The sequence below is a fragment of the Massilia sp. genome (genome assembly GCF_031995545.1).
GTDB lineage: Bacteria > Pseudomonadota > Gammaproteobacteria > Burkholderiales > Burkholderiaceae_D > Telluria.
This window is the reverse complement of sequence record NZ_DAMAGA010000012.1, coordinates 1-22,945: the sequence shown is the minus strand read 5'-3', so window position 1 is coordinate 22,945 and position 22,945 is coordinate 1. Positions and strand designations below refer to the sequence as shown.

Genomic DNA, 22,945 nt, shown 5'->3' with positions numbered 1-22,945 from the left:
ATGTGATGCACTAGGGCGGCTCAGGCCGCCGGATTCTTCGGCTGCTCCCGATGCCGCACGATCACGCGCTCGGACTCGCCGAAGTAGGCGCCCAGGCGCTCGGCCATGTACACCGAGCGGTGCTGGCCGCCGGTACAGCCGACCGCCACCGTCAGGTAGCTGCGGTTGTCGGTCTTGAACGATGGCAGCCATTTGGCGACGAAGGCGCGGATGTCTTCCAGCATCTCGGCCGCGCTCGGCTGGGCGTCGAGGAAGGCGATCACCGGGGCGTCCTTGCCGGTCAGCGGGCGCAGCGCCAGGTCGTAGTAGGGGTTCGGGATCGCACGCACGTCGAACACGAAGTCGGCGTCGAGCGGCACGCCGACCTTGAAGGCGAACGATTCGAAGAACAGCGTCAATGGCGCATGCGCCAGCTCGGCCAGTTCCTTGATCCAGGCGCGCAGTTTATTGGCCGACAGTTCGGAGGTGTCGATCACGTGGCCCAGGTTCTCGATCGCCGACAGGCGTTCGCGCTCTTCGGCGATGCATTCGATCAGGGTGCGGCGCGAAGCGGGATTCTCGCCCGGGCGCAGCTCGTGCGACAGCGGGTGGCTGCGGCGCGTTTCCGAGAAGCGCGCCACCAGCGAATGGGTGCTCGACGTCAGAAACATGACCTTCACCGAATGCCCGTCCTCGCGCAGGCGGCGCACGCTCACCGGCAGTTCGACCAGCGACTCGGCGCTGCGCGCATCGACCGCCACCGCCATCTTGCCGGTGCCGGTCTCGTTCACGGTATCGACCAGCGCCGTCAGCAAGGCCGGCGGCAGGTTGTCGACGCAGTAGTAGCCTGCGTCTTCCAGGACGTTCAGGGCAACCGATTTGCCCGAGCCGGAGATACCGGTAATGAGGACGATGTGCATGCGCGAATGATACCGCAACCGCAGGGGCAAGAGCACATCGCAAACCACGTTGCGATGCTCTTTTCACATCATTGAGGCGTGTCAGAACGACCCGGTCAATACGATGAGGAGTGTCAGTCCGAACTCATCGCCTGGCGCTGGCGTTCCATGAATTCCTGCAGCGTGTCGATGCCGCGCAGTTGCAGGATGGTATTGCGCACGGCGGCTTCCAGCAGCACCGCGATGTTGCGGCCGGCCGCCACCGGAATCACGACCTTGCGGATCGGCAGGCCGAGCACGTCTTCGGTCGGGAAGTGGAACGGCAGGCGCTCGACTTCTTCGTCCATCGCGCCGCGCTTGACCAGGTGCACGATCAGCTTGAGGCGCATCTTGCGCCGTACCGCGGTCTCGCCGAAGATCGCCTTGATGTCGAGCAGGCCCAGGCCGCGCACTTCGAGCAGGTTTTGCAGCAGCGGCGGGCAGCGGCCCTCGATCATGTTGGGGGCGATGCGCGAGAACTCGACCGCGTCGTCGGCCACCAGACCGTGCGAGCGCGAAATCAGCTCCAGGCCCAGCTCGCTTTTGCCGAGGCCGGAATCGCCCGTGATCAGGACGCCCACGCCGAGCACGTCCATGAACACACCGTGCATGATGACGCGCTGCGCCAGTTTCTTGGACAGGTAGACGCGCAGGAAGTCGATCACCTGCGCCGCCGGCAGCGGGGTCGAGAACAGCGGAATGTTCTGCTCGTCGCAGATGGCGAGGATGTCGGGTGGGGTTTCCAGGCCTTGCGCGATGATCAGCGCCGGCGGGCCGCCGCCGATCAATTCGCCGATCACATGGGTGCGCGAATTGGACTTCAGGCGGTGGTAATAGTTCAGCTCCTGGTGGCCGAACACCTGGATGCGCCCGGGGTGGATCAGGTTCAGGTGGCCGACCTGGTCGGCCGCGGACGCGGCGTCGCCGGCGATCTGGCGCTCGCCGCCGGGAAAGCCCGCGAACCAGCCGAGTTGCAGGCTGTCGCGATTATCGTCGTACAGCCGTTGGATGGTCAGCGGAGTCTGCAGCATGGGCATTGTCGTTGGAAGCGCGGCTCAATTGCCGAGCAGACAGTTTAACCCAGGGCCTGCAGGCTGGGTTGCCAGTTGATGATGCGCTCGTGCACCGACTTCGGATCGGTGTCGGTGGCCAGGGCGGTACGCACCGCCTCGTCCGAGAACAGCTCGGCGATCTCGGACAGGATCTCCAGGTGCTGCTGGGTGACATGGTCCGGGATCAACAGGAAGAACAGCAGGCTGACCGGCTGGCCGTCGGGCGACTCGAACGGAATCGGCTCCTTCAGGCGCACGAAGGCGGCCAGCGGCGCCTTCAGGCTCTTGCTGCCCTTGATGCGGCCGTGCGGGACGGCCACGCCATGGCCGAGGCCGGTGGAACCGAGACGCTCGCGCGCGAACAGATTGTCCGACACGGTCGAGCGGGCGATGCCGCAGTTGTTCTCGAAGATCAGGCCAGCCTGCTCGAAAGCGCGTTTCTTGCTCGATACTTCGATGTCGAGCTGCACATTTTCGAGCGAAAGGATTTTGCTAAGATTCGTCATGACATGTGGTGCGATGCACTAGTGGGAGTGCTAGCGAGCACGGATTATAGGCCTGTTTCCGGCCCAAGACACTCGAATTCGCGACAGTTTGCCGTTCATGCCGGACAGGCATTTGGCACCTGGCCAAATATGCCGAATAAGCCATTGATGCTCATCGAACGTGTCACGCAATTTCTAAGACAAATTCGCGGCCGGCACCTGCAAATGCTTGCCGGGCCGCGAATTCTCCGATTTTTGCACGCACCTTGCTCAAAGCGTGAGCAGGGCAGCAACTCCGGCACGGCCGGGCCAGGGGCTGCGCGCGGCGGGCGGCTGTCGCCAAAAACGCACAGCCGCTCAGCCGTATCCTGCCCCGGAATCGATATTTACTGGCGCGCGCCACGCAGGTTGGATGGTTTGCCGGTGCTGAAGTTGGCGCGCCATGGGTTGATGTCGAGGCCGCCACGGCGGGTGTAGCGGGCATACACCGCCAGCTGACTCGGCTTGCACTGACGCAACACGTCCATGAAGATGCGCTCGACACACTGCTCGTGGAATTCATTGTGTTCGCGGAAGCCGATCAGGTATTTCAGCAGGCCTTCCTGGTCGATCTGCGGGCCGGCGTAGCGGATCTGCACCGTACCCCAGTCCGGCTGGCCGGTGACCAGGCAGTTCGATTTCAGCAAATGCGACACCAGGGTCTCCTCGACCGGCGCTTCGTCGTGGTTGGCGCTCAGCAGCTCGGGCGAGGGCGAGTACTGGTCGATTTCGACATCCAGGCGGTCGAGCAGTTCACCGTCGAGTTCGCCCATCTTGAGGCTGCCGTAGTTTTCCGGCGACGTCAGGCTGATGTGGACCGGCGCGCCGAAGGCACCCGACAGATCGTCGCGCAGCAGCGCCAGCAGGGCGTCGGGACCGGCCAGGCGGGTCTGGTTGAACGAGTTCAGGTACAGCTTGAACGATTTCGACTCGACGATATTCGGCGAATCGGCCGGCGCCGTCACAGTCGCGATCGCGACCTGCGGCTTGCCGCGCATGTTCAGCCACGACAGTTCATAGGCGTTCCAGATGTCCACGCCGAAGAACGGCAGGGTGCCGGACAAGCCGAGTTCGTCGCGCTTTTGCTGGCGCGGGATCGGGAACAGCAAATCGGGGGCGTACTGGGTCTGGTACGCCGACGATTTGCCGAGAGGAGATTGATCAGGAGTATTCATCGAAAAAAATACAGACAGGGCTTACGAGCCCAAAAACAATTTATAGACGGGATTGTCGCTCTCGTCCCAGTAGCGGTAACCGAGCGACGCCAGGAATTGCCGGAACTCTTCCATCTCGGTCTTCGGCACCTGCAATCCAACCAGGATGCGGCCGACGTCGCCGCCCTGGTTGCGGTAATGGAACAGCGAGATATTCCAGTTCGGCGCCATGCTGTCCAGGAAGCGCATCAGCGCGCCCGGCCGTTCGGGAAACTCGAAACGATACAGCAATTCGTCGTGCGCCAGCTGACTTTTTCCGCCCACCAGGTGGCGGATGTGCAGCTTGGCCAGCTCGTCGTGGGTCAGGTCGACCGTCTTGTAGCCGTGCTCTTCGAAGGTGCGCGCCAGCAGGCCGGATTCGCTGCGGTTGCCCACCTGTACGCCGACGAACACATGCGCCTCGTTCGCATCGCTGATGCGGTAATTGAATTCGGTCACGTTGCGCGGTCCGACCAGGGCGCAGAAGCGGCGGAAGCTGCCGCGCTGCTCCGGCACGGTCACCGCGAACACGGCTTCGCGCGATTCGCCCAGCTCGGCGCGTTCGGCCACGAAGCGCAGGCGGTCGAAGTTCATGTTGGCGCCGCAGGCCACCGCGACCAGGGTTTCGCCGCGGATCGGTTCGCGATTCATCTGTGCGCGCTCGATATAGGCTTTGGCGCCGGCCACGGCCAGCGCGCCGGCCGGCTCGAGGATGCTGCGCGTGTCCTGGAACACGTCCTGGATCGCGGCGCAGATGGCGTCGGTGTCGACCAGGATGATCTCGTCCACCACTTCCTTGGCCACGCGGAAGGTTTCCTCGCCCACCAGGCGCACCGCGGTGCCGTCAGAGAACAGGCCGACGTCGCTCAGGGTCACGCGTTCGCCCGCGCGCAGGCTGCGTGCCATGGCGTCCGAATCGAGCGTCTGGACGCCGATGATGCGGATGTCGGGCCGGATCTGTTTCACATAAGCGCCGATGCCGGCGATCAGGCCGCCGCCGCCGATGGCGACGAAAATCGCGTGGATCGGGCCCGAGTGCTGGCGCAGGATTTCCATGCCGATCGTGCCCTGGCCGGCGATCACGTCCGGATCGTCGAACGGGTGCACGAAGGTCAGGCGCTGTTCTTTTTCCAGCAACAGCGCGTGGTTGTAGGCGTCGGTGTACGAGTCGCCGTGCAGCACCACTTCGACGCTGGCGCCGCCGCGCGCCTTGACCGCGTCGATTTTCAGTTGCGGGGTGGTGGTCGGCATCACGACCAGGGCGCGGCAGCCCAGGCGGCAGGCCGACAGCGCCACGCCTTGCGCGTGATTGCCGGCCGAGGCGCAGATCACGCCGCGCTTGAGCTGCTCGGGCGTCAGGTTCGCCATCTTGTTGTAAGCGCCGCGCAGCTTGAAGCTGAACACGCTCTGCATGTCTTCGCGCTTGAAATAAATGCGGTTGCCCATGCGCTGGGACAGGGTAGGAGCGAGGTCGAGCGGGGTTTCCTGGGCGACGTCGTAGACGCGGGCGGTCAGGATTTTCTTGAGATAGTCGGTAGTCATGGTCGGGATGGAAAAGTCTGGCCAGCATGGCTGGCAAATCCGGACGACGCGTTCCGTTCTGCTCGGGCGGGTGACCGTTGCTTGCAGGCGATACGCAGCGCTGGGTTGCAGGCTGGACGTATCGTGTCGTTACGATATGTGCGCTTCATTATAATGGAGCGACATTACCAACGCTCAAGCTTATGATCGAATCCGCCGTCCAGTGGCTGCTGAACCTCATCGCCGCACCCAGCGTAGGTCTGACCTCCATCTTCATTGTCAGCTTCGTTTCCGCCACCTTGCTGCCGCTGGGCTCCGAGCCGGCGGTGTTCGCCGTCATCAAAGCCAATCCCGACATGTTCTGGCCCGCGATCCTGGTCGGCACCCTGGGCAATACGCTGGGCGGTGCCTTCGACTATTTCCTGGGCTACCGCGCCAAGGTGGCCTTCGCGAAGGAACGCCAGAGCCGCTGGTTCAACTGGCTCAAGCGCTATGGCGCCAAGACCATGCTGCTGTCCTGGCTGCCGGGCATCGGCGATCCGCTGTGCACGCTGGCCGGCTGGCTGCACCTGCCGTTCTGGCCCAGCGTGATGTACATGATGATCGGCAAGTTCGCGCGCTATCTGACCATGACCATCGCGCTGCTGTACATCCCGGACGGGTTCTGGCATTCGCTCGGCGACATGCTCACGCGCATCTTCGGCTAGCGTCCGGCACGCGGTTGGCAGCGCAGTCATAATGGGTTCTTTACCTGAACCCATTTACTGAGCCTATTAACGCCGTTCCAAGGATGCATGGCATGACCGACCGCCTTCCCGTTCCCCTCGAAAAAGCCTACCGCCTGATGAACCACGGCCCGACCGTGCTCGTCTCGGCGCGCCACGGCGACGCCGTCAACGTGATGGCCGCCGCCTGGTCGATGCCGCTCGACTTCCAGCCGCCCAAGGTCGCCGTCGTGCTCGACAAGAGCACGCTCACGCGACGCATGATCGAAGCCTCGGGCGAGTTCGCCCTGAATGTACCGTCGCGCGAACTGGCGCGCCTGACGCTGCAGGTCGGCTCGACCTCGGGCCGTGAAATCGACAAGTTCGCCGCTTTCGGCGCCGGCGCCTGGACCGGTGAGCGCATCACGGCACCGCTGCTCGACGGCTGTCTCGCCTGGCTCGAATGCCGCCTGATCCCCGAGCCGCACATCCAGGAAACCTATGACCTGTTCCTGGGCGAAGTGGTGGCGGCCTGGGCCGATCCGGCGGCGTTCCGCGACGGCCACTGGCAGATGGAAGCGGGCGGCAGGAAGAGCATCCACTATGTCGCCGGTGGCCATTTCTTCGAGATCGGCGATGCCTTCGAGGTCAGCGCCGGGGAACCCGCGCCCGATGCCGGCGACCCGACCACGGCGCAGTCCACCTGATGAGATATGCCATTCGGATGATCCCGCTGCATAAACGTTGCAGCGATTGATCCCAAGGCAAATAAAGTTTGCAGTTTATCTTTAGGATAAACATTTTGTTGCGTTGCCAGGAATGGCAAACCCGGCATTGCCCGAGCGTGGTGCATCGCAATACGCTAGAATGAACGTCCTTCGGGCCCGTCCGACTGTTGACTCATCCAGCTGCATCTCCAGCCTGCACCCAATGAACGCACCCGCACATATCCATACCCTGCTTGCCGATAACGCTCCCGCGCGCCTGCGCGAGATCCCGTACAACTACACCTCGTTCTCGGACCGCGAAATCGTGATCCGCCTGCTCGGTGAGTCGTCGTGGGAGCTGCTCGACAGCCTGCGCGGCGCGCGCCAGACCGGGCGCTCGGCGCGCATGCTGTACGAGGTGCTGGGCGATATCTGGGTAGTGCGCCGCAATCCCTATCTGCAGGACGACCTGCTGGACAACCCGAAGCGCCGCGCGGAACTGATCGCGGCCTTGCACCACCGCCTGGCCGAAATCGACAAGCGCCGCACCACGGTCGATGCGCTCGATTCGGCCGATGATCCGGCGATGGTGGCCAGCCGCAGCGCTGCGGTCGAACAGCTGCTCGCTGCCGCGCGCCGTGCGGTGGACGACTTCGGCCGCGAGTTCGCCGATACCTATGACCTGCGCAAGCGCGCCCAGAAGGTGCTGGGCGCCTACACCGACAAGCGCAACATCCGCTTCGACGGCATGCACCGCACGTCGCACGTGACCGACGCCACCGACTGGCGCGTCGAGTATCCGTTCCTGGTGGTGATTCCCGACAGCGAAGATGAAATGGCCGGCCTGGTGAAGGGCTGCATCGAACTGGGCCTGACCATCATCCCGCGCGGCGGCGGCACCGGCTACACCGGCGGCGCGATTCCGCTCACGCCGATGTCGGCCGTGATCAATACCGAAAAGCTGATCGGCATCGGCGAAGTCGAGATGACCGCGCTGCCGGGCGTGGAGCGCGAATACGCGACCATCCACACCTATGCCGGCGTGGTGACGCAACGCGTGTCGCAGGCGGCCGAGAAGGCCGGCTTCGTGTTCGCGGTCGACCCGACCTCGGCGCACGCGTCCTGCGTGGGCGGCAATATCGCCATGAACGCGGGCGGCAAGAAGGCCGTGTTATGGGGCACCGCGCTCGACAACCTGGCCTCGTGGCGCATGGTCGACCCCAACGGCGACTGGCTCGACGTCACCCGCATCAAGCACAACCTGGGCAAGATCCACGATGCGCCGACCGCCGAATTCCTGCTGGAGTGGACCCATCCGAGCCCGAAAGGCGCGCCGAAAGGTGAACCGTTCCGCACCGAGACCCTGACCATCGAGGGCAAGCGCTTCCGCAAGGAAGGCCTGGGCAAGGACGTCACCGACAAGTTCCTGTCCGGCCTGCCGGGCATCCAGAAGGAAGGCACCGACGGCCTGATCACCTCGAGCCGCTGGATCCTGCACAAGATGCCGAAGTTCACGCGCACCGTGGCCCTCGAATTCTTCGGCCAGGCGCGCGACGCGATCCCGTCGATCGTCGAGATCAAGGATTACCTGGACAGCCTGCCGAAGAACGGCGATCCGGCCTTCAGCACGCTGCGCCTGGCCGGCCTGGAACACCTGGACGAACGCTACCTGCGCGCGGTCGGCTACGCCACCAAATCCAAGCGCGGCGTGCTGCCCAAGATGGCGCTGTTCGGCGACATCGTCGGCGACGACGAGAACGCGGTGGCGCTGGCCGCCTCGGAAGTGGTGCGCCTGGCCAATACCCGCGTGGGCGAAGGCTTCGTTGCCGTGAGCCTTGACGCGCGCAAGAAGTTCTGGCTCGACCGCGCCCGTACCGCGGCCATCGCGCGCCACACCAACGCCTTCAAGATCAACGAAGACGTCGTCATTCCGCTGGGTCGCATGGGCGAGTACACCGACGGCATCGAGCGCATCAACGTCGAGCTGTCGATCAAGAACAAGCTGCAACTGGTTGAGCAGCTGGCCGCCTACCTGGCCAGCGACCACCTGCCGCTGGAGAAGAGCGACGACGCCAGCGGCGACGGCGTGGACCGCGACGAGATCATGGGCGAGCGTCCGCTGCAGGCGCGCGCGCTGGTCGACCTGGTCGGCAAGCGCTGGAGCTTCATCCTGGCCAACCTCGACATGCCGCTGAGCGATGCGCGCGCCCAGCTCGAATCGTTCGGGCTCGATCACCTGGACGCGGCGCTGGCGCAGCGCCTGACCGTGCAGCCGGACGCGCGCTTGTTCGACGTGGTGCAGGACCATACCGTGCGCGTGTCGTGGAAACAGGAATTGCGCGCGCCACTGCGCCAGATCTTCAACGGCGCCGCCTACAAATGCATCCTCGACGAGTGCAGCGCGATCCACAAGCGCGTACTGCGCTCGCGCGTGTTCGTCGCCCTGCACATGCACGCCGGCGACGGCAACGTGCACACCAACCTGCCGGTGAATTCGGACGACTACGCGATGCTGCAGGACGCACACAAGGCGGTCGAGCGCATCATGGGGCTGGCGCGTTCGCTCGACGGCGTGATCTCGGGCGAGCATGGCATCGGCATCACCAAGCTCGAATTCCTGATGGACGAAGAGATCCAGGAGTTCCGCGACTACAAGGTGCGCGTCGATCCGGAAGGGCGCTTCAACAAGGGCAAGCTGCTCAATCTCGAAGGTGCGCACGCCGACCTGCGCAACGCCTACACGCCGTCGTTCGGCCTGATGGGCCACGAGTCGCTGATCATGCAGCAGAGCGATATCGGCGAGATCGCCAACAGCATCAAGGACTGCCTGCGCTGCGGTAAATGCAAACCGGTGTGCACCACCCACGTGCCAGGCGCGAACCTGCTGTATTCGCCGCGCGATAAGATTCTCGCGACGTCGGCCCTGATCGAAGCCTTCCTGTATGAAGAACAAACGCGGCGTGGGGTGTCGATCCGCCACTGGGAAGAATTCGAGGACGTGTCGGACCACTGCACCGTGTGCCACAAGTGCGTCACGCCCTGTCCGGTGAACATCGACTTCGGCGACGTGTCGATGAACATGCGTAACCTGCTGCGCAAGATGGACAAGCGCAGCTTCAAGCCGGCCAACCGCGCGGCCATGTTCTTCCTGAATGCGACCGACCCGACCACCATCAACGCCACGCGCAAGACGATGGTCGATCTGGGCTACAAGGCCCAGCGCCTGGGTAACCGCCTGTTGAAAGGCCTGGCCAAGCCGCAGACCGCGGCGCCGCCGCCGACCACGGGCAAGGCGCCGGTCCGCGAGCAGGTGATCCACTTCATCAACAAGAAAATGCCGGGCAACCTGCCGAAGAAGACCGCGCGCGCGCTGCTCGACATCGAAGACGACAAGGTGATCCCGATCATCCGCAACCCCAAGAAGACCACGGCCGACACCGAAGCCGTGTTCTACTTCCCGGGCTGCGGCTCCGAGCGCCTGTTCTCGCAGGTCGGCCTGGCGACGCAGGCGATGCTGTGGGAAGTCGGCGTGCAGACCGTGCTGCCGCCGGGTTACCTGTGCTGCGGCTACCCGCAGCGCGGCGCCGGCCAGTACGACAAGGCCGACAAGATGATGACGGATAACCGCGTGCTGTTCCACCGCATGGCCAACACGCTCAACTACCTCGACATCAAGACGGTGCTGGTTTCGTGCGGCACCTGCTACGACCAGCTGGCGACCTATGAATTCGAGAAGATCTTCCCGGGCTGCCGCATCATGGACATCCACGAATACCTGCTCGAAAAAGGCGTCAAGCTGGAAGGCGTGAACGGTACCCGCTACATGTACCACGACCCTTGCCACACGCCGATGAAGATGCAGGATTCGCTCAAGACCGTGAACGCCCTGGTGTCCACAGCGGATAACGTCAAGATCGAGAAGAACGACCGCTGCTGCGGCGAGTCGGGCACCTTCGCCGTGTCGCGTCCGGACATCGCGACCCAGGTCCGCTCGCGCAAGGAAGTCGAGATGGAGAAGGGCGCGGATAAGCTGCGCGCCGACGGTTTCAAGGGCGACGTCAAGATCCTGACCAGCTGCCCATCGTGCCTGCAGGGCCTGTCGCGCTACAACGACGACTCGGGCACCACCGCCGACTACATCGTGGTCGAAATCGCCAAGCACCTGCTGGGCGAAGACTGGCTGCCGGATTACGTCAAGCGCGCCAACAACGGCGGCATCGAAAGGGTGCTGGTATGACGGCCGCGTTGCGTGAGCCTGGCTGCGAGCTGTGCGCGCTGTCGGTGCCGGTTGTCTGGGCCGGCGACAAGTTCAGCGTCATCGTGGTCGACGATGCCGGCTACCCCGGCTTTTGCCGCGTGATCTGGCGCGACCACGTGCGCGAGATGAGCGACCTGTCGCGCGAAGACCGGCTGCTGCTGAACGAGGCCGTGTTCCAGGTCGAGCAGGCGGTGCGCGAAGTCATGCAGCCGCTGAAGGTCAACGTGGCCAGCCTGGGCAATGTGGTGCCGCACCTGCACTGGCACGTGATCCCGCGTTATGCGGACGATGCGCACTTCCCGGCCCCGGTGTGGGCGCAGGCGGTGCGCTCGACCGACCCTGCTATCCTGGCGGCGCGCCGCACGCTGTCGAACCAACTTGGCGCCGCGATCGCGCGCCGTTTTCACTGAATAAAGAAGTCATCATGCCTAATCCAACCGAACTGACCCTCCACCAGAAGTCGCGCGTGCTCGACATCGCCTACGACGACGGCAACGCCTTCTCCATCCCATTCGAACTGATGCGCGTGTATTCGCCGTCGGCCGAAGTCAAGGGCCACGGCCCGGGCCAGGAAGTGCTGCAAGTGGGCAAGCGCGAAGTCGGGATCAATGATGTCGAGCAGGTCGGAAACTACGCGATCAAGCCGGTCTTCACCGATGGCCACGACACCGGCATCTTCAGCTGGGACTATCTGTATGAGCTGGGCCGCAGCCAGGAGTCGCTGTGGCAGCAGTACCTGGGCCGCCTGCAGGCCGCCGGCTTCGACGAAGCCACCGGCCGCGCGCCGGACACGCTGCTGCCGGAAGTGGCGGCGGCCAGGGCTGCCAAGTCGGGCGGCGGTGGCGGTGGATGCGGGTCGGGTAGCTGCGGCTGCAAGTAAGTCTTAAGTGATGCGTCGCTCGCCCCGAGCGGCGCAGCGTGCCTAGCCGCGCCCACTGTTCGGTACAGTGGAAATCAACTTTGCGCCACAGCTCGTGGCGTGACCTTCGAAGGCGACCGGTACTCCATCGATTTTCACTATGGGGTCTCCTTCTGCAATCACACAACTCTGGTGGCCCTGTATCGGGCAGAAGCAGCGGTCGCCCTTGCGTGCCACGGCGACGCCCATCGCTGTGGTGTTGGGCGCGGCGGCAATGACTTTTCCGCCGTGCGTGGTCGGGTCGCCTAGCCGGATGACTTTTTTCATCGTATTCACCTCTAAGTCAGCGCGAATAGCCTTGGGAACCTTTCGTTGCATCGTGGCGTAATCCCCACCAAGGCAGATAGGTGGTATTGCCTCCACGGGCGCGGAACCATGGCTCGTCCGGATTGATGGGGCGGACAACGGCAGGAGGGATCACGACGGTAGCTGTGGGCTGGTTCAGGTCGGTAGTCCCGGCCACCAAGACGTTTTTTCCGATGTGATTAGCGTAGGCAATGGCAAGCGCCACGTTTGTAAGCGCACTGCCTGCACGCATTTCGCCGAGCAGAGCCGCAGTATTGAAAGTCTGTTTGGTAAAGTCCAGTTCAGGCAGCTGTTCGGTAAGGGTCTGTGCCAGAGGGGCTAGGCGTTCTGTTGAATCTGGATGAGTAGCATTGGCATCGTGGATCACGAAACCTATGTCTCTCGTTTGCTTGCCTGCATGGATCGCAGCTTTGTCAAAGACGGTTTTCCATGCTTGTACCAATCGCGGCGATGGCTTTGACTCGGTCGTGAAGTCGCTCGCTTTTGCGCTGGCCGGATAAGAGAGCCAGGCTAGCGGCGCTCGCCCAGTTTCGTAGTCTGGTCCGGCGAGTATTAGTTGGACAATATTCTCATCAATTTGTCGGTCTTTTGGTCTGCTTGGCGCATCCCAATTCATGATCCATACTGTTTCAGATGGATGCGCTTGTAAATAATCGAGTCCTTTTGCTAGTGAAGAAAAGCCCGCATTGGCGCCGCCGGTAGTTACATTAATATCGGGAAGAGTACTTTTGCTCCATGAATTTGGAAAGGATTTGTTGCCTATGTCAAAATAGTCAGTAACGTATTCCTGAAGATCCTTTCCTGCTTTTATAGGATCTATTTTTTCTTCAGGAAGCGCATACTCGATATGTATGCCAGCCAATTCGCGCCAAGTCGATCGGTCTTTTTTAGAGTGAGCATTATAAAAGTAGCGAGAGTCAGAAAAATAGTTGTCTCTATAGAGAACAAAAACCTCGCGCAGATATTTTCGGTGATACCCGTCGAAAGTTTCCTCCCCATCATTTCCAACTGCAATCGATGATATGGATTGTACTGAGCCGTATTTTTGAGGATTGGTTTTGACCATGTCATCATTTTTATTGGGTGCAACTAGACCCATTGTCCATAGAAGTTGCCACTCCGTTGGATAATCCATTCGTTGTAATGGATTTAGCCATTGCAATCCTATGACCTGCGCAACGAAAGGTTGGGTACGATGCTTCGATACATTGCTTTGTTTGTGGACGACTTCGTCTTTAGGTAAAGATTCTGCGGATGCTGTTGAGAAAAAAATCGATACGGAAATTATTGCTGGAATGATAATTAAGCGAATCATGATTTCTCCATCGGTTAAGACAGTGGCAGCGTTTTTTTCGATATGCCAGACTAAAAATATTGAGATTAAAAGAATGCTGGCGAAAGTAATTATGCTAATTGCAATGCGTTTGCGGGTGCCAAATTTAAGTCTTTTCATCTGCCGGTTCCAGTCTCTTATTTATTGATCTAGCGGATGTCAACTATTTTTGAAGGAATTTTCCCTTCGCTACTATCTTTGCTTGCCCACTCAATGAGAGATTTTTTGTCAAAACGTCCGGAGTCGAAATATTCAAAATAAACTTTATGTGCATTGTCATCAGTTAAAGATTCCAAAAATCTCCAATCGGCAGCAATGCGTAATTTTTTCAGGTCCCGTTCATTAATATGGCAAGTGCCTACTGCAACGTCATACGCAAGCGCGCGTTGCGCATGCATTGCATTGGTCATGATGGTTGAGTGATCCGTGGCATGGGTGTCGATACTTTTTGCCAGGACATCCTTGATTTTTTTGGTACGCCATTCTGTATATTTATCATCGGCTTTTGTCGGATCATCCTCTTTCTCTACTTTGGCAGATTTGTCGTATAGTCCTTCACGTCTGGCCTCCATGCGCAACATGGCATGATGTTCGTAAAGCAGGGCCGCTTCACTTTCCGCATCTCCCTCCGCCGCGTCTGTTCCCTTGCGCTTGGCTTCAGCAGTAGCGTCTTTCTTTACGGTACGGTCTCCCGCGTATGGATCATCAGCTGTACGCTTACGATCTTTTGCGCGATATTCCCCTGGGGCATCCATGCCTTGATCGAACGCGGTACTCGATGAACCAAATCGCATGCCTTCGGGCTTGAATCCAACTGGCAGGTCCGGTCCCGACAACGGTGTTTTCCAGTCTTTCGGTGGCAGCGCGTTGATGCGAGTTCCTGCCAAACTGGTCACGATGTACATGATGGGGGCCGTTGCAATAGTCATGATTTTCGCCAGCCCGTCGGTATTCGATTGCAATCCTTTTTCCAGCGAGTAGCGTGCAACCGGCGAAGGTGGGTACCAGTAATCATGCGTTCCACGTTTCGGTTGGTTATACTGATTTGCCCAGAAGTCGTAACTCCCTTGTTTGCCCACTTCGAAGCCTTGGGAAAAAACTCGCTGGCAGAACACGCCTGTCCCATTGGCAGCGTCTATCTCGGCTTGGTCCAGACCACGCCAACCGATACCTTGGATCGTCGTTGCCGAGATGACTTGGTCATGGGGATTGAAGTACAGGGTTACACGTCCGTGAGTCGATGGGGCGGCGCCATACCCATACTTCGTCCGGTCCGATTGCGCATCGAAACCATGAACTTCGTTCTTCATCGCTTCGTCGATGGTCGCGATCGGTTGTGCGGCTGATGCTTGTTGTCGAATGATGTCGAAGAATGCGCGCAAGGTGCCGATGCGCGCTTCCCAACTCTGACGGCCAGTATTGCCAGCGGCATCCGTCATGCCGCGTTCCACCCAGTCTTGCGTACCATTCTTTTTGACCAGACTATATGGTGGGTTGCACAACACGTAGTTATCAGCGACGCAGCGCCCGGTTTTCCCTGACATGTCTGTTACCGAATCGAGTCGATCGCCGAGAAATGCCGCTGCCATCCCAATCATGTTGCCTTGGCTGTGGCAGACAATCGTAATTGGCACATCAGCCTGTTTCTTGCGAATCGACTCTACTAGCTTGGCCAGGCGCAGTGCTGCCAGGACGTAGTAGGGCCGCGGCGGACAGGCATAGACTTTACGGTCGTTGGTTGGATTCATGTGCTGCACGTGCAGCCACAGAAATAGCTGGTCAGATAGCCCGCCGCCCCATAAATCAGGCAATGCGGTGCAGCCATTGGCAAAAGGCCCCCCGCCCCAATAGTTTTTCTCGTTCAAATAGATCCCAGCGCCAAAGTCCTGCAACTCTTCGCTGCTTGCCTTGTATCCCCATCGAAACTGGATGACGGGAGAAAAGTGACTGCTTGACTCGATAAAGTTGTCCGATTTTCTTTCGGGATTGATGAACCCATCCGGGGTGAGCTCAGACAAGTACCGCGCCGGTCGTAGCTGCCCGCCTTCGGGCGTTGGATGTACCAAGTGTTCCGTACGCCGCTTCAGACGATCATTGAGGCCATCGCATAAGCCTTGCTCTGTCTGCGTATACCACTCGCCGTCCGAATTGACACCATGAACAAAAATAACGATGCCAGGTAGTGGGAGCTGCATCACCACGTCCAAATATTTTGGAGTAAGCAAGACCGTACCGCACCGGTAACCTAGCACGCGGTTTTCTGGATCATCGAGAGGACTGATCGATGGGCTTTCTGCAATGGACGGCGAGGACATGATGTCTGCTCCAGTGAATGCTATTTCAGTGGTTTGTAGAATGTCGCTTTCAATTGCTGCAAGTGGTCGACCGTAATCATTTCTCCCTCTCCAGCGCTGTTGGTCTGGCCTGAGAGAGGACTGTCACCAGAGCGTTCGACATGCACCTTCATGCCCTCCACCGGCTTGCCATCGGTCGCCCGCAACAGCCGCGGAATACGGCCGAATTCGCCGGTGCTGAAGGTCGGCAGTTCGGTCTTGCCGCTGGCCGGCCCATTCCAATGGTGCCCATCGGTCTTGATCGTCATTGCCCCCGGCCCGCCGATTTCGACCGCGCCGCCTTTGAGCTTGAGATAAGCGCCGCCGCTGACGATCAGCGTGATCTCATCCTCGGCCATGAACACCATGCGCTTGCCTGCCGTGACCTTTAAATCCTTGGCCGCATCGATCCCCATGTCGTCATGCTGGCTTTGCATGACAAACTTTCCCTTGTGCGCTACCTGGGTGATGCCATCCATGTGCGAGAACAGCGAGATTCCCTTACCGGCGTTGAGATTGAAACGCGCCCCACTGGTCAGCTGCAGGTGCTGCTGCGCCACCGAATCGATATTGGTGCCCGCGTAGCTGACCAGGGTTTTCGGTGTGCTGAAAGCGACCCCTGACGGCGCCGTCACGCTCAGTGTCGGTTCGTCACTCCCATCGCTGTTTTCAGCGCCCCCAGAGGCATCGAGGTACGATTTCAGCTCTTCTTGCGACGCCGCATCGACCGGTAATGCCTGATGTTCCGCAGCGTATCGTCCGAGCGACTTGAACAGGTCGAGGCAATCCTGCATCAGCGCCAGATGCTCCTCGCCGCTCAATTGCATCCCGCATGCGTCGAGCCGCTTCCATGCCGAAATCAGGAGCGACTTCGCCGTACGAATCGCGCCACTGTCGTTTGTCGCCAATTCAAAACCGGCGCCGCGCGCAGTAGCCTCGCCATCGCAGCGCGGGTGAGTGAGGTAACCAAGATTGAGCTGGCTCTGGCCGTGCGCGCTTGCCAACTGGACGCTGATTTGTCCGGGCGTATCGTCCATTCGCAGCTGGTTGTGGCGTTCGGCTTTGCCTTCCTTGCTGACAATGCCCGACAGGTATCTGTCGCCAGGCAGACGGCTACGACGGTTGAACGAAGGCGGGGGCGTGCGGCCGCCATGAGCACGGCCGATGATCAACGGTTTATCCGGATCGCCCCCCACGAAAGCGCACAAGACCTGATGCCCGACGCGCGGCAGGGAAATCGATCCATATTGCGCACCGGCCCAGGGATTCGCCACCTGCACCCAGGCCGAATCCCGGTCGGTGTTTGATGCGCCAGCACCTTGGGCATGCTCATGATCTTCTTCGCGGCAGCCGGGAAAGCGAACCTTGACGCGCCCGAATTCGTCGCAATGGATTTCTTCATTCACCGGCCCTACCACCGTCACATACTGCAATGTGGTGCGAGGCAGATCGACGCGGGGATCGTACGCCGGCACGATCGGGATGCCGCGCCGTACGCAGGTAAATCGGTTGGTATAGCGCACTCCGCGCTCGGCGCTGGCTTGTTGCAGGCTGGCGCTGCCTTTGTGCCAGTGGTTCAGCGCAAACAGATGCCGCACGCGTTCATCCAGCGTTTTCGGCAGATTGTTCTCGGCTTCGACATGCAATTCGGTGACAACGAATTCACGCTCGGTGGCAGCGTGCGAATCGAGCTCGGGGTGGCCGGCAATACCGTTCCACTGGCCGACGCACATATTGCGATCGCTTCCTTCACCGTGAAAATACTTGGCTGCGTATTCATGACGCTGGATTCGCGCCCGTCCCAGGTCGAGGTAATCGGTGCCGTCACTGCCCGCATGCGGTGCATCGATCAGATAATCGTCCAGCCCTGCGGCGAAGCGATTGCCGAAAGGGCCCTGGTCGTTCAACCCGGTTTCATGACTCATGATCATCCGGGCCTGAGCAACATCCCAGCTGCGACGTGTGACAACACCGCTCGCCAGCGTACGAACGGCATGCCACGCAGTGATCGTGTCGCGGGTCTCGGTAGCGTCGTCCCGATGGAATCGGATCGTTCCCGCGACATTCTTTTTCAATGACCATGCATCGTCGAACAAGACCAGCGTATGCACCGGCGGATGGTCGCCACGCGTTTCGACCGACGAGCCGGACTGGACGAACCAGGCAATGCCGCGCCGTTTCCACAGCCTGCGCAGGAAGGCTGCGGTCGACTCGTTGTATTGCATGGTGAATGGGCGCGCCGGATAGGATTTCAGATTCCGGAAGTCGAATTCGAAGACGGTGGCGGCGATGGAATTGGCGATGCGCCACTCCTTGAGCAGGATGGCGGTGATATCGACTTCACTCAGGTTGAGGAAAACCCGGGTATTGCAGGTCTTGTCGAGCAACGCGAAGGCGTCGCGTACGGTCAGCTGATAAGTCGCCAATCCGCCGTCGCTCTGTCCTTCGGCGGCTTCGGCGACGATGCCGCGTACCGACCGCAGGTCGCCGGTATCGGTCACGAACTGCAGTTCGACAGGATTGGCGATGAATTCCTTGAGCGGCATGCCGACGCGGGACGCGACGCACAGGAGGTGGTATTCAATTCCGCCGCACATCGTCTCGGTTCCGCTGACATGCTTGACCAGCAAGACGTCTTCGCTGACGCCGGATTGGTTCCAGATCCGGAGGCGGATCGGTCGATTGCTGTCGGTCAGGATGGCGGCGGGTATGGCAGCATTCATTCGCAGGGTCCTTGAGTAACGCCCGCTGGTGCAGGCATGTTGACATTCAAAAACCCGTCAAGTGTGACCAATTCCCTCGGCTCAAGTGATGCGATCGCGCAAGTACCGATATTGCTGCCGTAAACGACAAAGAGCACGTCCTCGGACGTGCTCTTTTCGTTTGTGTGCCCGCCGAATCAGGCGGGCAGCGACATTACGCTTGCGGCTGGATGTTGGCAGCCTGCTTGCCTTTCGGGCCAGCGGTGATGTCGAAGGTCACGCGCTGGTTTTCCTGCAGCGACTTGAAACCGGTGCTGTTGATCGCCGAGAAGTGCGCGAAGACGTCTTCGCCGCCGCCGTCAGGGGTGATGAAGCCAAAACCTTTTGCGTCGTTGAACCATTTGACAATGCCAGTCGCCATGTTATTCCCTCAAATTTTTAAGTTGTCTCTGTAATGCTTCGCAGGCGAATCGGAGGACTGGAACCAGCGAAACACTCAACGTTGCAAATCTGATTATAGAGAGTATTTTTAAAATTTCAGCAAGATTTTGTAATCGTGCGGCATTTTTTTCACAATGCATCCCGGCCGCATGGTTCCCGTGAGGTCCAGGCGGCCGGAGGCACGTCAGAACGTCATCGGCATGCGCACCGTCAGCGTCACGTCCGGGGTGTCGCGGGTGACGCCGGCGCCCACCGCGATGTTCAGCGAACGCTGCGGGCTGAGGCGGTACGAATAGCCCAGCAGCAGGGTGCCGAGCTGGGTGCGTACCGAGCCGGGCACGATGGTGCCGTTCTGGCGCATGCGCGCGATCGTGCTGTGGTCGTAGCCGAGGCTGAGCGAAGCCTTGTCGTTGAGCGCCAGGCCCATGCCGAAGTTAAAGCCCAGCACATTGCCCGGCTCGAGCGTGCCGAGCGGCTCGCGCTCGCCGTTGCGCACCAGGCGCGTCACGTCGTCGCGCTTGAAGTTGTGCAGGTAGCTCAGGCTGCCGAAGAAGACCGCCGGGTCGGACGGATACAGCCAGGTCAGGCTGCCCTGCAGCGAGTGGAAGCCGGAGCCGGTCGGCAGCGTCAACGGCAGGCCGGTGCCGGTCACGTTCTCGCCGATGCAGCGGCGGTCGCAGTCGGTCACGACTTCGAACGGATCGCGCCCGGTGCGGCTCTTGTAGCGCAGGCCGGCGATGTAATAGCCCTTGTCGGCGCCGCCGTTGTTGAGCTGGTAGCGCCCGGCGACTTCGATGTCGCCCATCGCCTTGCCGGTGGTGTCGAACACGCGCTCGACCGCGGTACCGGTGAACAGCTCGCGGCTGACCGTGGCGTCCGAGCGGTACACATACGGCACCTTGACCTCGACCTCCATCCGGTTGGAGAGGCCCGTGCGGCCGGTGATCGAGGTAGTGAAGGTGTTGCGCTTGATTTCGCGTACGTCCACCAGGCCGATCAGCAGCGCCGGAATCACGGTGTAGCCGACCAGCGCCACCCGGTTGCTGGACGAGTAGCCGAACTGCGCCGCCGGCTCCACCACGTAAGTGCCGCGCGGCGTCAGCACGCCCGGCTGGTCGGTGATCGGCGCGATCTCGGGCGGCTTGTTGGGCTGCTGGTTGTTCGCCTGCTGCGGTTGCTGGTTCTGCTGAGGTTGCTGACCCTGTTGCGGCGGACGCTGCTGGGTCTGCGCCTGCTGCTGCGCTGCAGGGTTGGCCGGGGCCGGGACAGGGACCGGCACGGTCGGTTGATTCGGACGCTGCTGCGGCGGCACCGGGGCCGGCACGCCGGTCACGGCCGGCGGCAGTTGCGGCGGCTGGGCCACCGGCGCCTGGCCGCTCATGTCGCCGCTCATGAAGCCGGCACCGCCGGTACCGCGCAGCTGCGACAGCGTGACGCCGTCGGCGCCGGCGGTTGGCAGCGCGAACGGGGCGCCGGCCAGCGGGGTCGGATCGGTGATGATGGTCCCCTGCTGCGCCACCGCCAGGGCCGGCGCTGCTGCTGTTGCACCCGCAGGCGCCGTGGCCTGCATGCGCTGCAGCTGCGCGCGCTGGGCCTGCAGTTCTTCCACCAGGCGGTTGACCAGGGCGCGCTGCTCGGCCAGTTCGTTCTTCAGTTGGGACAGTTCATTCTTCTGTTCCTGGATGCCGGATTCGGCGCCAGGTGGAGGGGATTGCTGAGCAAGGACGGGCGGCGCCAGGAGGGCGGCAGCCAGGCCGGCGGCGCCGAGCCGCGCGACATGTGGGTACATCCGGAGTCTCCAGAGTTATAATTAACAATATTACAAGTTTCCGGCTGAACGTACCAGCCCGTCACGAATCGTCGACTGGAAATTCATGTCCTTCAGCAGCGACATGCTGTTGACGGTGGAGGAGATGGTGGTGGCGGCGCGGATGTCCTGGCCGTCGAGCGTGTTCTGGAGGAAGGTGGCGCCATTGTTGAGCGCGATGTCGCTGCCCACGAAGTTGTTGCCGCCGATCTGGATCAGCTTGGCCGCGCCGAGCGCGTCCTGCGCCAGGCGCGCCTGCTCCGAGGTCATCGCCGACAGATCGGGAATCGAGATATTGGTGCGCGACAGCACCTCGCCGTTGACCGACACCACGCGCTCGATACCGAGTGCCAGGTTGAGGCCGCCGGCGACTTCGAAGCCGCCGCGTGCGCCGTCCAGGGTGTCGGCTTCGACCGGTGCGCCGAAGGCGGACAGCGGCGCGGCATCGGCCACGCCGTCGTTCGCGGCCTGCACCGTCGGCGCGCCGAGCGCTGCCAGCAGGGCGGCGCCGAGGGCGACTCCCCTGGCCCATCCTGCCCATGTAAATCGTGTCCAGCGCATAGGTATTTCCTTTAAAAATCGCCGGGGCCGAATTTCGGCAGCGAGGCGCTGAGCTGGTCCTGGTGCATGCCGGTGCCGAGCGGCGCGCGCGGGGCGCCGCGCCAGTCCTCGGGGGTGTTGAAGGCCACGCTGTCCTTGTGGCTGTGGATCACGAACAGCAGCTTGTTGCGCCAGATTTCCTGGAACCGTTCCATGCTCACCACGCGGTTGCCAGTGGACGGGTCGCCCAGCAGGATGCGGCCGTCTTCCGAGCCCTTGACCACGACGAAGTGGTTGAAGCCGCGGTCGGTCACCAGCACGATGGCAGGCAGTTTTTCCTTGATCAGTTTTTCGATCGGCAGCTTGAAGCCGTCGGCGCGGAAACCGCGCGTGGCCAGGAAACGCTGCATGTCCAGCATCGAGAAGCCTTCCTTGTGGATCTTGGCCTTGTCGCCGTTGGCGTACATCTGCTGGAACACGTCCTGTTCCGGCGTCGGGGTGGAATAGTGGTGCGAGAGCAGCGTGGCAACCGCCGCCGCGCCGCAGCTGTAGTCGTATTGCTGGCGCGTGGTGCGCTGGAATTTGATGTCCTTGAGGCTGGTCACCGGCACGTTCACGCGCGGCAGGACCGCCAGGTCGAGTGCCGACGCCGTGGTCGGCGTCAGCAGGAAGCCGCCCCATGAAACACTGAGTGCAGCAAGAAAGAGGCTTCGTTTCATGCGTGGTATCGCTTATTGCAGTTGCAGGTTGATGACGGTGGCGTTCTGGATCAGCACGTTCGCGCCGCTGTTCTGGATCACGACCGGCAAGCCGGAAGCGCCCGAGAACGAGCCGTTGTCGATCACGTTGAAGCCGGTGGTGACGTTGTTGGCGACGTTGTGGCCGACCGTGCCGCTCAGGGTCGCCGACGCTTCGGTGAACACCGTGTCGGCGCCGCCGCGCAGCTCGCCCAGCGCCGCGGTGTCGGCCGTCTTGCCCCAGCCGTCGGCCGCATCCGCGTCCTGGCTCGGCGCGACCTGCACCTTCGACAGGAAGCTCACGTTCACCGGCAGCTTGTCCGGCTCGCCGGCCTGGGCCGCGACCGGCAGGGCAACCAGCGCCGCCAGCAGAAGAGGGGTAATCCGTTTCATGATGCCTCGCTCGAAAAAACCGCCACGCGTCAACAGGCGCGTGGCGGATTGATAATGGCGAATACCCCGCCAGGTGCCGCGTGGCACCCGGCGGGATCCTCCATTACTGCTGGCCGCCGACGTTCATGTTCGACTGCACGTTGACGCTCTGCTGGATCAGCGACGAGAAGCCGTTGTTCTGGCTGATGATCGAGATGCCTGCAGCCGACTGGGCGATGCCGCTCATCGAGTTCGACATGTTGAATTCGCCTGCGCTCACGTTGGCGGTGCCGCCGTTGCCGCCGGTGCCCGCGCCGCCGAAGCCGCCGGTGCCTGCGCCTGCAACCAGTTCGCCGCCGCTGCCGCCGGCGCCGCCGGTGGTGGCGCCGCCGTTGCCGCCTGCGCCGCCGGCGCCCGAGGTAGCGTCACCCGAGGTGGCCGAACCGCCGGTGGCCGAGCCGCCGGTCGAGGAGCCGCCCGCGCCGCCGGTGCCGGTCGATGCGGTCGCTTCCGCGCCCGAACCGCCCATGCCGCCGGTGCCGGCCGTGCCGCCCTGGCCCGCGCCGCCTGCGCCGCCGG

Annotated in this window: 19 protein-coding genes and 1 pseudogene; 5 read left to right on the top strand and 15 right to left on the bottom strand. The window is 61.7% G+C overall.

Annotated features, from left to right (window positions below):
* Nucleotides 1–20 precede the first annotated feature (20 nt).
* The 5 genes from rapZ to ilvA form a co-directional block, all read right to left on the bottom strand.
* Nucleotides 21–899, bottom strand: coding sequence for an RNase adapter RapZ (gene rapZ / locus RTQ83_RS11000; RefSeq protein WP_312514305.1), 879 nt, complete (start codon nucleotides 897–899; stop codon nucleotides 21–23).
* A 113-nt stretch (nucleotides 900–1,012) separates the two neighbouring features.
* Nucleotides 1,013–1,948: an HPr(Ser) kinase/phosphatase gene (hprK, locus tag RTQ83_RS10995; RefSeq protein ID WP_312514303.1), complete on the bottom strand. Its 936-nt coding sequence runs from the start codon at nucleotides 1,946–1,948 to the stop codon at nucleotides 1,013–1,015.
* Nucleotides 1,949–1,992: 44 nt separating this feature from the next.
* Entirely contained in the window at nucleotides 1,993–2,475 is a 483-nt protein-coding gene (locus tag RTQ83_RS10990) for a PTS sugar transporter subunit IIA (protein WP_312514301.1), read from the bottom strand.
* 365 nt (nucleotides 2,476–2,840) lie between these two features.
* Nucleotides 2,841–3,668 (bottom strand): NADPH-dependent 7-cyano-7-deazaguanine reductase QueF, encoded by an 828-nt coding sequence (queF, locus tag RTQ83_RS10985; protein ID WP_312514299.1) that lies wholly within the window; start codon nucleotides 3,666–3,668, stop codon nucleotides 2,841–2,843.
* A gap of 21 nt (nucleotides 3,669–3,689) precedes the next feature.
* A complete protein-coding gene (ilvA, locus tag RTQ83_RS10980; protein WP_312514297.1) occupies nucleotides 3,690–5,228 on the bottom strand; it encodes a threonine ammonia-lyase, biosynthetic in 1,539 nt (512 codons plus the stop codon).
* Nucleotides 5,229–5,410: 182 nt separating this feature from the next.
* Between ilvA and RTQ83_RS10975 the strand changes: the two genes are divergently transcribed.
* From RTQ83_RS10975 to RTQ83_RS10955, 5 genes are all read left to right on the top strand, one after another.
* Complete coding sequence (locus RTQ83_RS10975; RefSeq protein ID WP_312514295.1) at nucleotides 5,411–5,914, top strand: YqaA family protein; 504 nt, start codon at nucleotides 5,411–5,413, stop codon at nucleotides 5,912–5,914.
* A 92-nt stretch (nucleotides 5,915–6,006) separates the two neighbouring features.
* Nucleotides 6,007–6,618, top strand: a complete 612-nt coding sequence (locus RTQ83_RS10970; RefSeq protein ID WP_312514293.1) for a flavin reductase family protein — start codon at nucleotides 6,007–6,009, stop codon at nucleotides 6,616–6,618.
* Nucleotides 6,619–6,841: 223 nt separating this feature from the next.
* Nucleotides 6,842–10,855 (top strand): DUF3683 domain-containing protein, encoded by a 4,014-nt coding sequence (locus tag RTQ83_RS10965; protein ID WP_312514291.1) that lies wholly within the window; start codon nucleotides 6,842–6,844, stop codon nucleotides 10,853–10,855.
* Nucleotides 10,852–11,286, top strand: a complete 435-nt coding sequence (locus tag RTQ83_RS10960; RefSeq protein ID WP_312514289.1) for an HIT family protein — start codon at nucleotides 10,852–10,854, stop codon at nucleotides 11,284–11,286. Before RTQ83_RS10965 ends, RTQ83_RS10960 begins: the two co-directional genes overlap by 4 nt.
* A 14-nt stretch (nucleotides 11,287–11,300) precedes the next feature.
* Complete coding sequence (locus tag RTQ83_RS10955; protein WP_290418595.1) at nucleotides 11,301–11,756, top strand: DUF971 domain-containing protein; 456 nt, start codon at nucleotides 11,301–11,303, stop codon at nucleotides 11,754–11,756.
* Nucleotides 11,757–11,798: 42 nt separating this feature from the next.
* On the opposite strand, the gene RTQ83_RS10950 is transcribed toward RTQ83_RS10955, so the two are convergent.
* From RTQ83_RS10950 to RTQ83_RS10905, 10 genes and pseudogenes are all read right to left on the bottom strand, one after another.
* Complete coding sequence (locus RTQ83_RS10950; RefSeq protein WP_312514285.1) at nucleotides 11,799–12,062, bottom strand: PAAR domain-containing protein; 264 nt, start codon at nucleotides 12,060–12,062, stop codon at nucleotides 11,799–11,801.
* Nucleotides 12,063–12,078: 16 nt separating this feature from the next.
* On the bottom strand, nucleotides 12,079–13,554 hold the full coding sequence (locus RTQ83_RS10945) for a hypothetical protein (RefSeq protein ID WP_312514283.1): 1,476 nt from the start codon (nucleotides 13,552–13,554) through the stop codon (nucleotides 12,079–12,081).
* Between the two features lie 29 nt (nucleotides 13,555–13,583).
* Entirely contained in the window at nucleotides 13,584–15,749 is a 2,166-nt protein-coding gene (locus RTQ83_RS10940) for a hypothetical protein (protein WP_312514281.1), read from the bottom strand.
* A gap of 20 nt (nucleotides 15,750–15,769) precedes the next feature.
* Nucleotides 15,770–18,490 (bottom strand): type VI secretion system Vgr family protein, encoded by a 2,721-nt coding sequence (locus tag RTQ83_RS10935; RefSeq protein ID WP_312514279.1) that lies wholly within the window; start codon nucleotides 18,488–18,490, stop codon nucleotides 15,770–15,772.
* Nucleotides 18,491–18,683: 193 nt separating this feature from the next.
* Nucleotides 18,684–18,890 carry a cold-shock protein gene (locus RTQ83_RS10930; protein WP_312514277.1) on the bottom strand — a complete coding sequence of 69 codons (207 nt, stop codon included), beginning with the start codon at nucleotides 18,888–18,890 and terminating at the stop codon, nucleotides 18,684–18,686.
* Between the two features lie 204 nt (nucleotides 18,891–19,094).
* Nucleotides 19,095–20,699 (bottom strand): hypothetical protein, encoded by a 1,605-nt coding sequence (locus RTQ83_RS10925; RefSeq protein ID WP_312514275.1) that lies wholly within the window; start codon nucleotides 20,697–20,699, stop codon nucleotides 19,095–19,097.
* Nucleotides 20,700–20,729: 30 nt separating this feature from the next.
* Nucleotides 20,730–21,278, bottom strand: coding sequence for a hypothetical protein (locus RTQ83_RS10920; RefSeq protein WP_312514273.1), 549 nt, complete (start codon nucleotides 21,276–21,278; stop codon nucleotides 20,730–20,732).
* An 11-nt stretch (nucleotides 21,279–21,289) separates the two neighbouring features.
* Nucleotides 21,290–21,976 (bottom strand): C39 family peptidase, encoded by a 687-nt coding sequence (locus tag RTQ83_RS10915; protein ID WP_312514271.1) that lies wholly within the window; start codon nucleotides 21,974–21,976, stop codon nucleotides 21,290–21,292.
* A 12-nt stretch (nucleotides 21,977–21,988) separates the two neighbouring features.
* A complete protein-coding gene (locus RTQ83_RS10910) occupies nucleotides 21,989–22,387 on the bottom strand; it encodes a hypothetical protein (protein ID WP_312514269.1) in 399 nt (132 codons plus the stop codon).
* A gap of 103 nt (nucleotides 22,388–22,490) precedes the next feature.
* A pseudogene (locus RTQ83_RS10905) lies at nucleotides 22,491–22,945 on the bottom strand (hypothetical protein); the annotation flags it as partial.

Excerpts from the sequence above, each read along its gene's own strand:
- RTQ83_RS10950 (WP_312514285.1), bottom strand. The coding sequence starts at position 12,062 with ATGAAAAAAGTCATCCGGCTAGGCGACCCGACCACGCACGGCGGAAAA.
- hprK (WP_312514303.1), bottom strand. The coding sequence starts at position 1,948 with ATGCTGCAGACTCCGCTGACCATCCAACGGCTGTACGACGATAATCGC.
- RTQ83_RS10955 (WP_290418595.1), top strand. The coding sequence starts at position 11,301 with ATGCCTAATCCAACCGAACTGACCCTCCACCAGAAGTCGCGCGTGCTC.
- RTQ83_RS10960 (WP_312514289.1), top strand. The coding sequence starts at position 10,852 with ATGACGGCCGCGTTGCGTGAGCCTGGCTGCGAGCTGTGCGCGCTGTCG.
- RTQ83_RS10940 (WP_312514281.1), bottom strand. The coding sequence starts at position 15,749 with ATGTCCTCGCCGTCCATTGCAGAAAGCCCATCGATCAGTCCTCTCGAT.
- RTQ83_RS10975 (WP_312514295.1), top strand. The coding sequence starts at position 5,411 with ATGATCGAATCCGCCGTCCAGTGGCTGCTGAACCTCATCGCCGCACCC.
- queF (WP_312514299.1), bottom strand. The coding sequence starts at position 3,668 with ATGAATACTCCTGATCAATCTCCTCTCGGCAAATCGTCGGCGTACCAG.
- RTQ83_RS10915 (WP_312514271.1), bottom strand. The coding sequence starts at position 21,976 with ATGAAACGAAGCCTCTTTCTTGCTGCACTCAGTGTTTCATGGGGCGGC.
- RTQ83_RS10965 (WP_312514291.1), top strand. The coding sequence starts at position 6,842 with ATGAACGCACCCGCACATATCCATACCCTGCTTGCCGATAACGCTCCC.
- RTQ83_RS10930 (WP_312514277.1), bottom strand. The coding sequence starts at position 18,890 with ATGGCGACTGGCATTGTCAAATGGTTCAACGACGCAAAAGGTTTTGGC.
- ilvA (WP_312514297.1), bottom strand. The coding sequence starts at position 5,228 with ATGACTACCGACTATCTCAAGAAAATCCTGACCGCCCGCGTCTACGAC.
- RTQ83_RS10990 (WP_312514301.1), bottom strand. The coding sequence starts at position 2,475 with ATGACGAATCTTAGCAAAATCCTTTCGCTCGAAAATGTGCAGCTCGAC.
- RTQ83_RS10970 (WP_312514293.1), top strand. The coding sequence starts at position 6,007 with ATGACCGACCGCCTTCCCGTTCCCCTCGAAAAAGCCTACCGCCTGATG.
- RTQ83_RS10925 (WP_312514275.1), bottom strand. The coding sequence starts at position 20,699 with ATGTACCCACATGTCGCGCGGCTCGGCGCCGCCGGCCTGGCTGCCGCC.
- RTQ83_RS10910 (WP_312514269.1), bottom strand. The coding sequence starts at position 22,387 with ATGAAACGGATTACCCCTCTTCTGCTGGCGGCGCTGGTTGCCCTGCCG.
- RTQ83_RS10935 (WP_312514279.1), bottom strand. The coding sequence starts at position 18,490 with ATGAATGCTGCCATACCCGCCGCCATCCTGACCGACAGCAATCGACCG.
- RTQ83_RS10920 (WP_312514273.1), bottom strand. The coding sequence starts at position 21,278 with ATGCGCTGGACACGATTTACATGGGCAGGATGGGCCAGGGGAGTCGCC.
- rapZ (WP_312514305.1), bottom strand. The coding sequence starts at position 899 with ATGCACATCGTCCTCATTACCGGTATCTCCGGCTCGGGCAAATCGGTT.
- RTQ83_RS10945 (WP_312514283.1), bottom strand. The coding sequence starts at position 13,554 with ATGAAAAGACTTAAATTTGGCACCCGCAAACGCATTGCAATTAGCATA.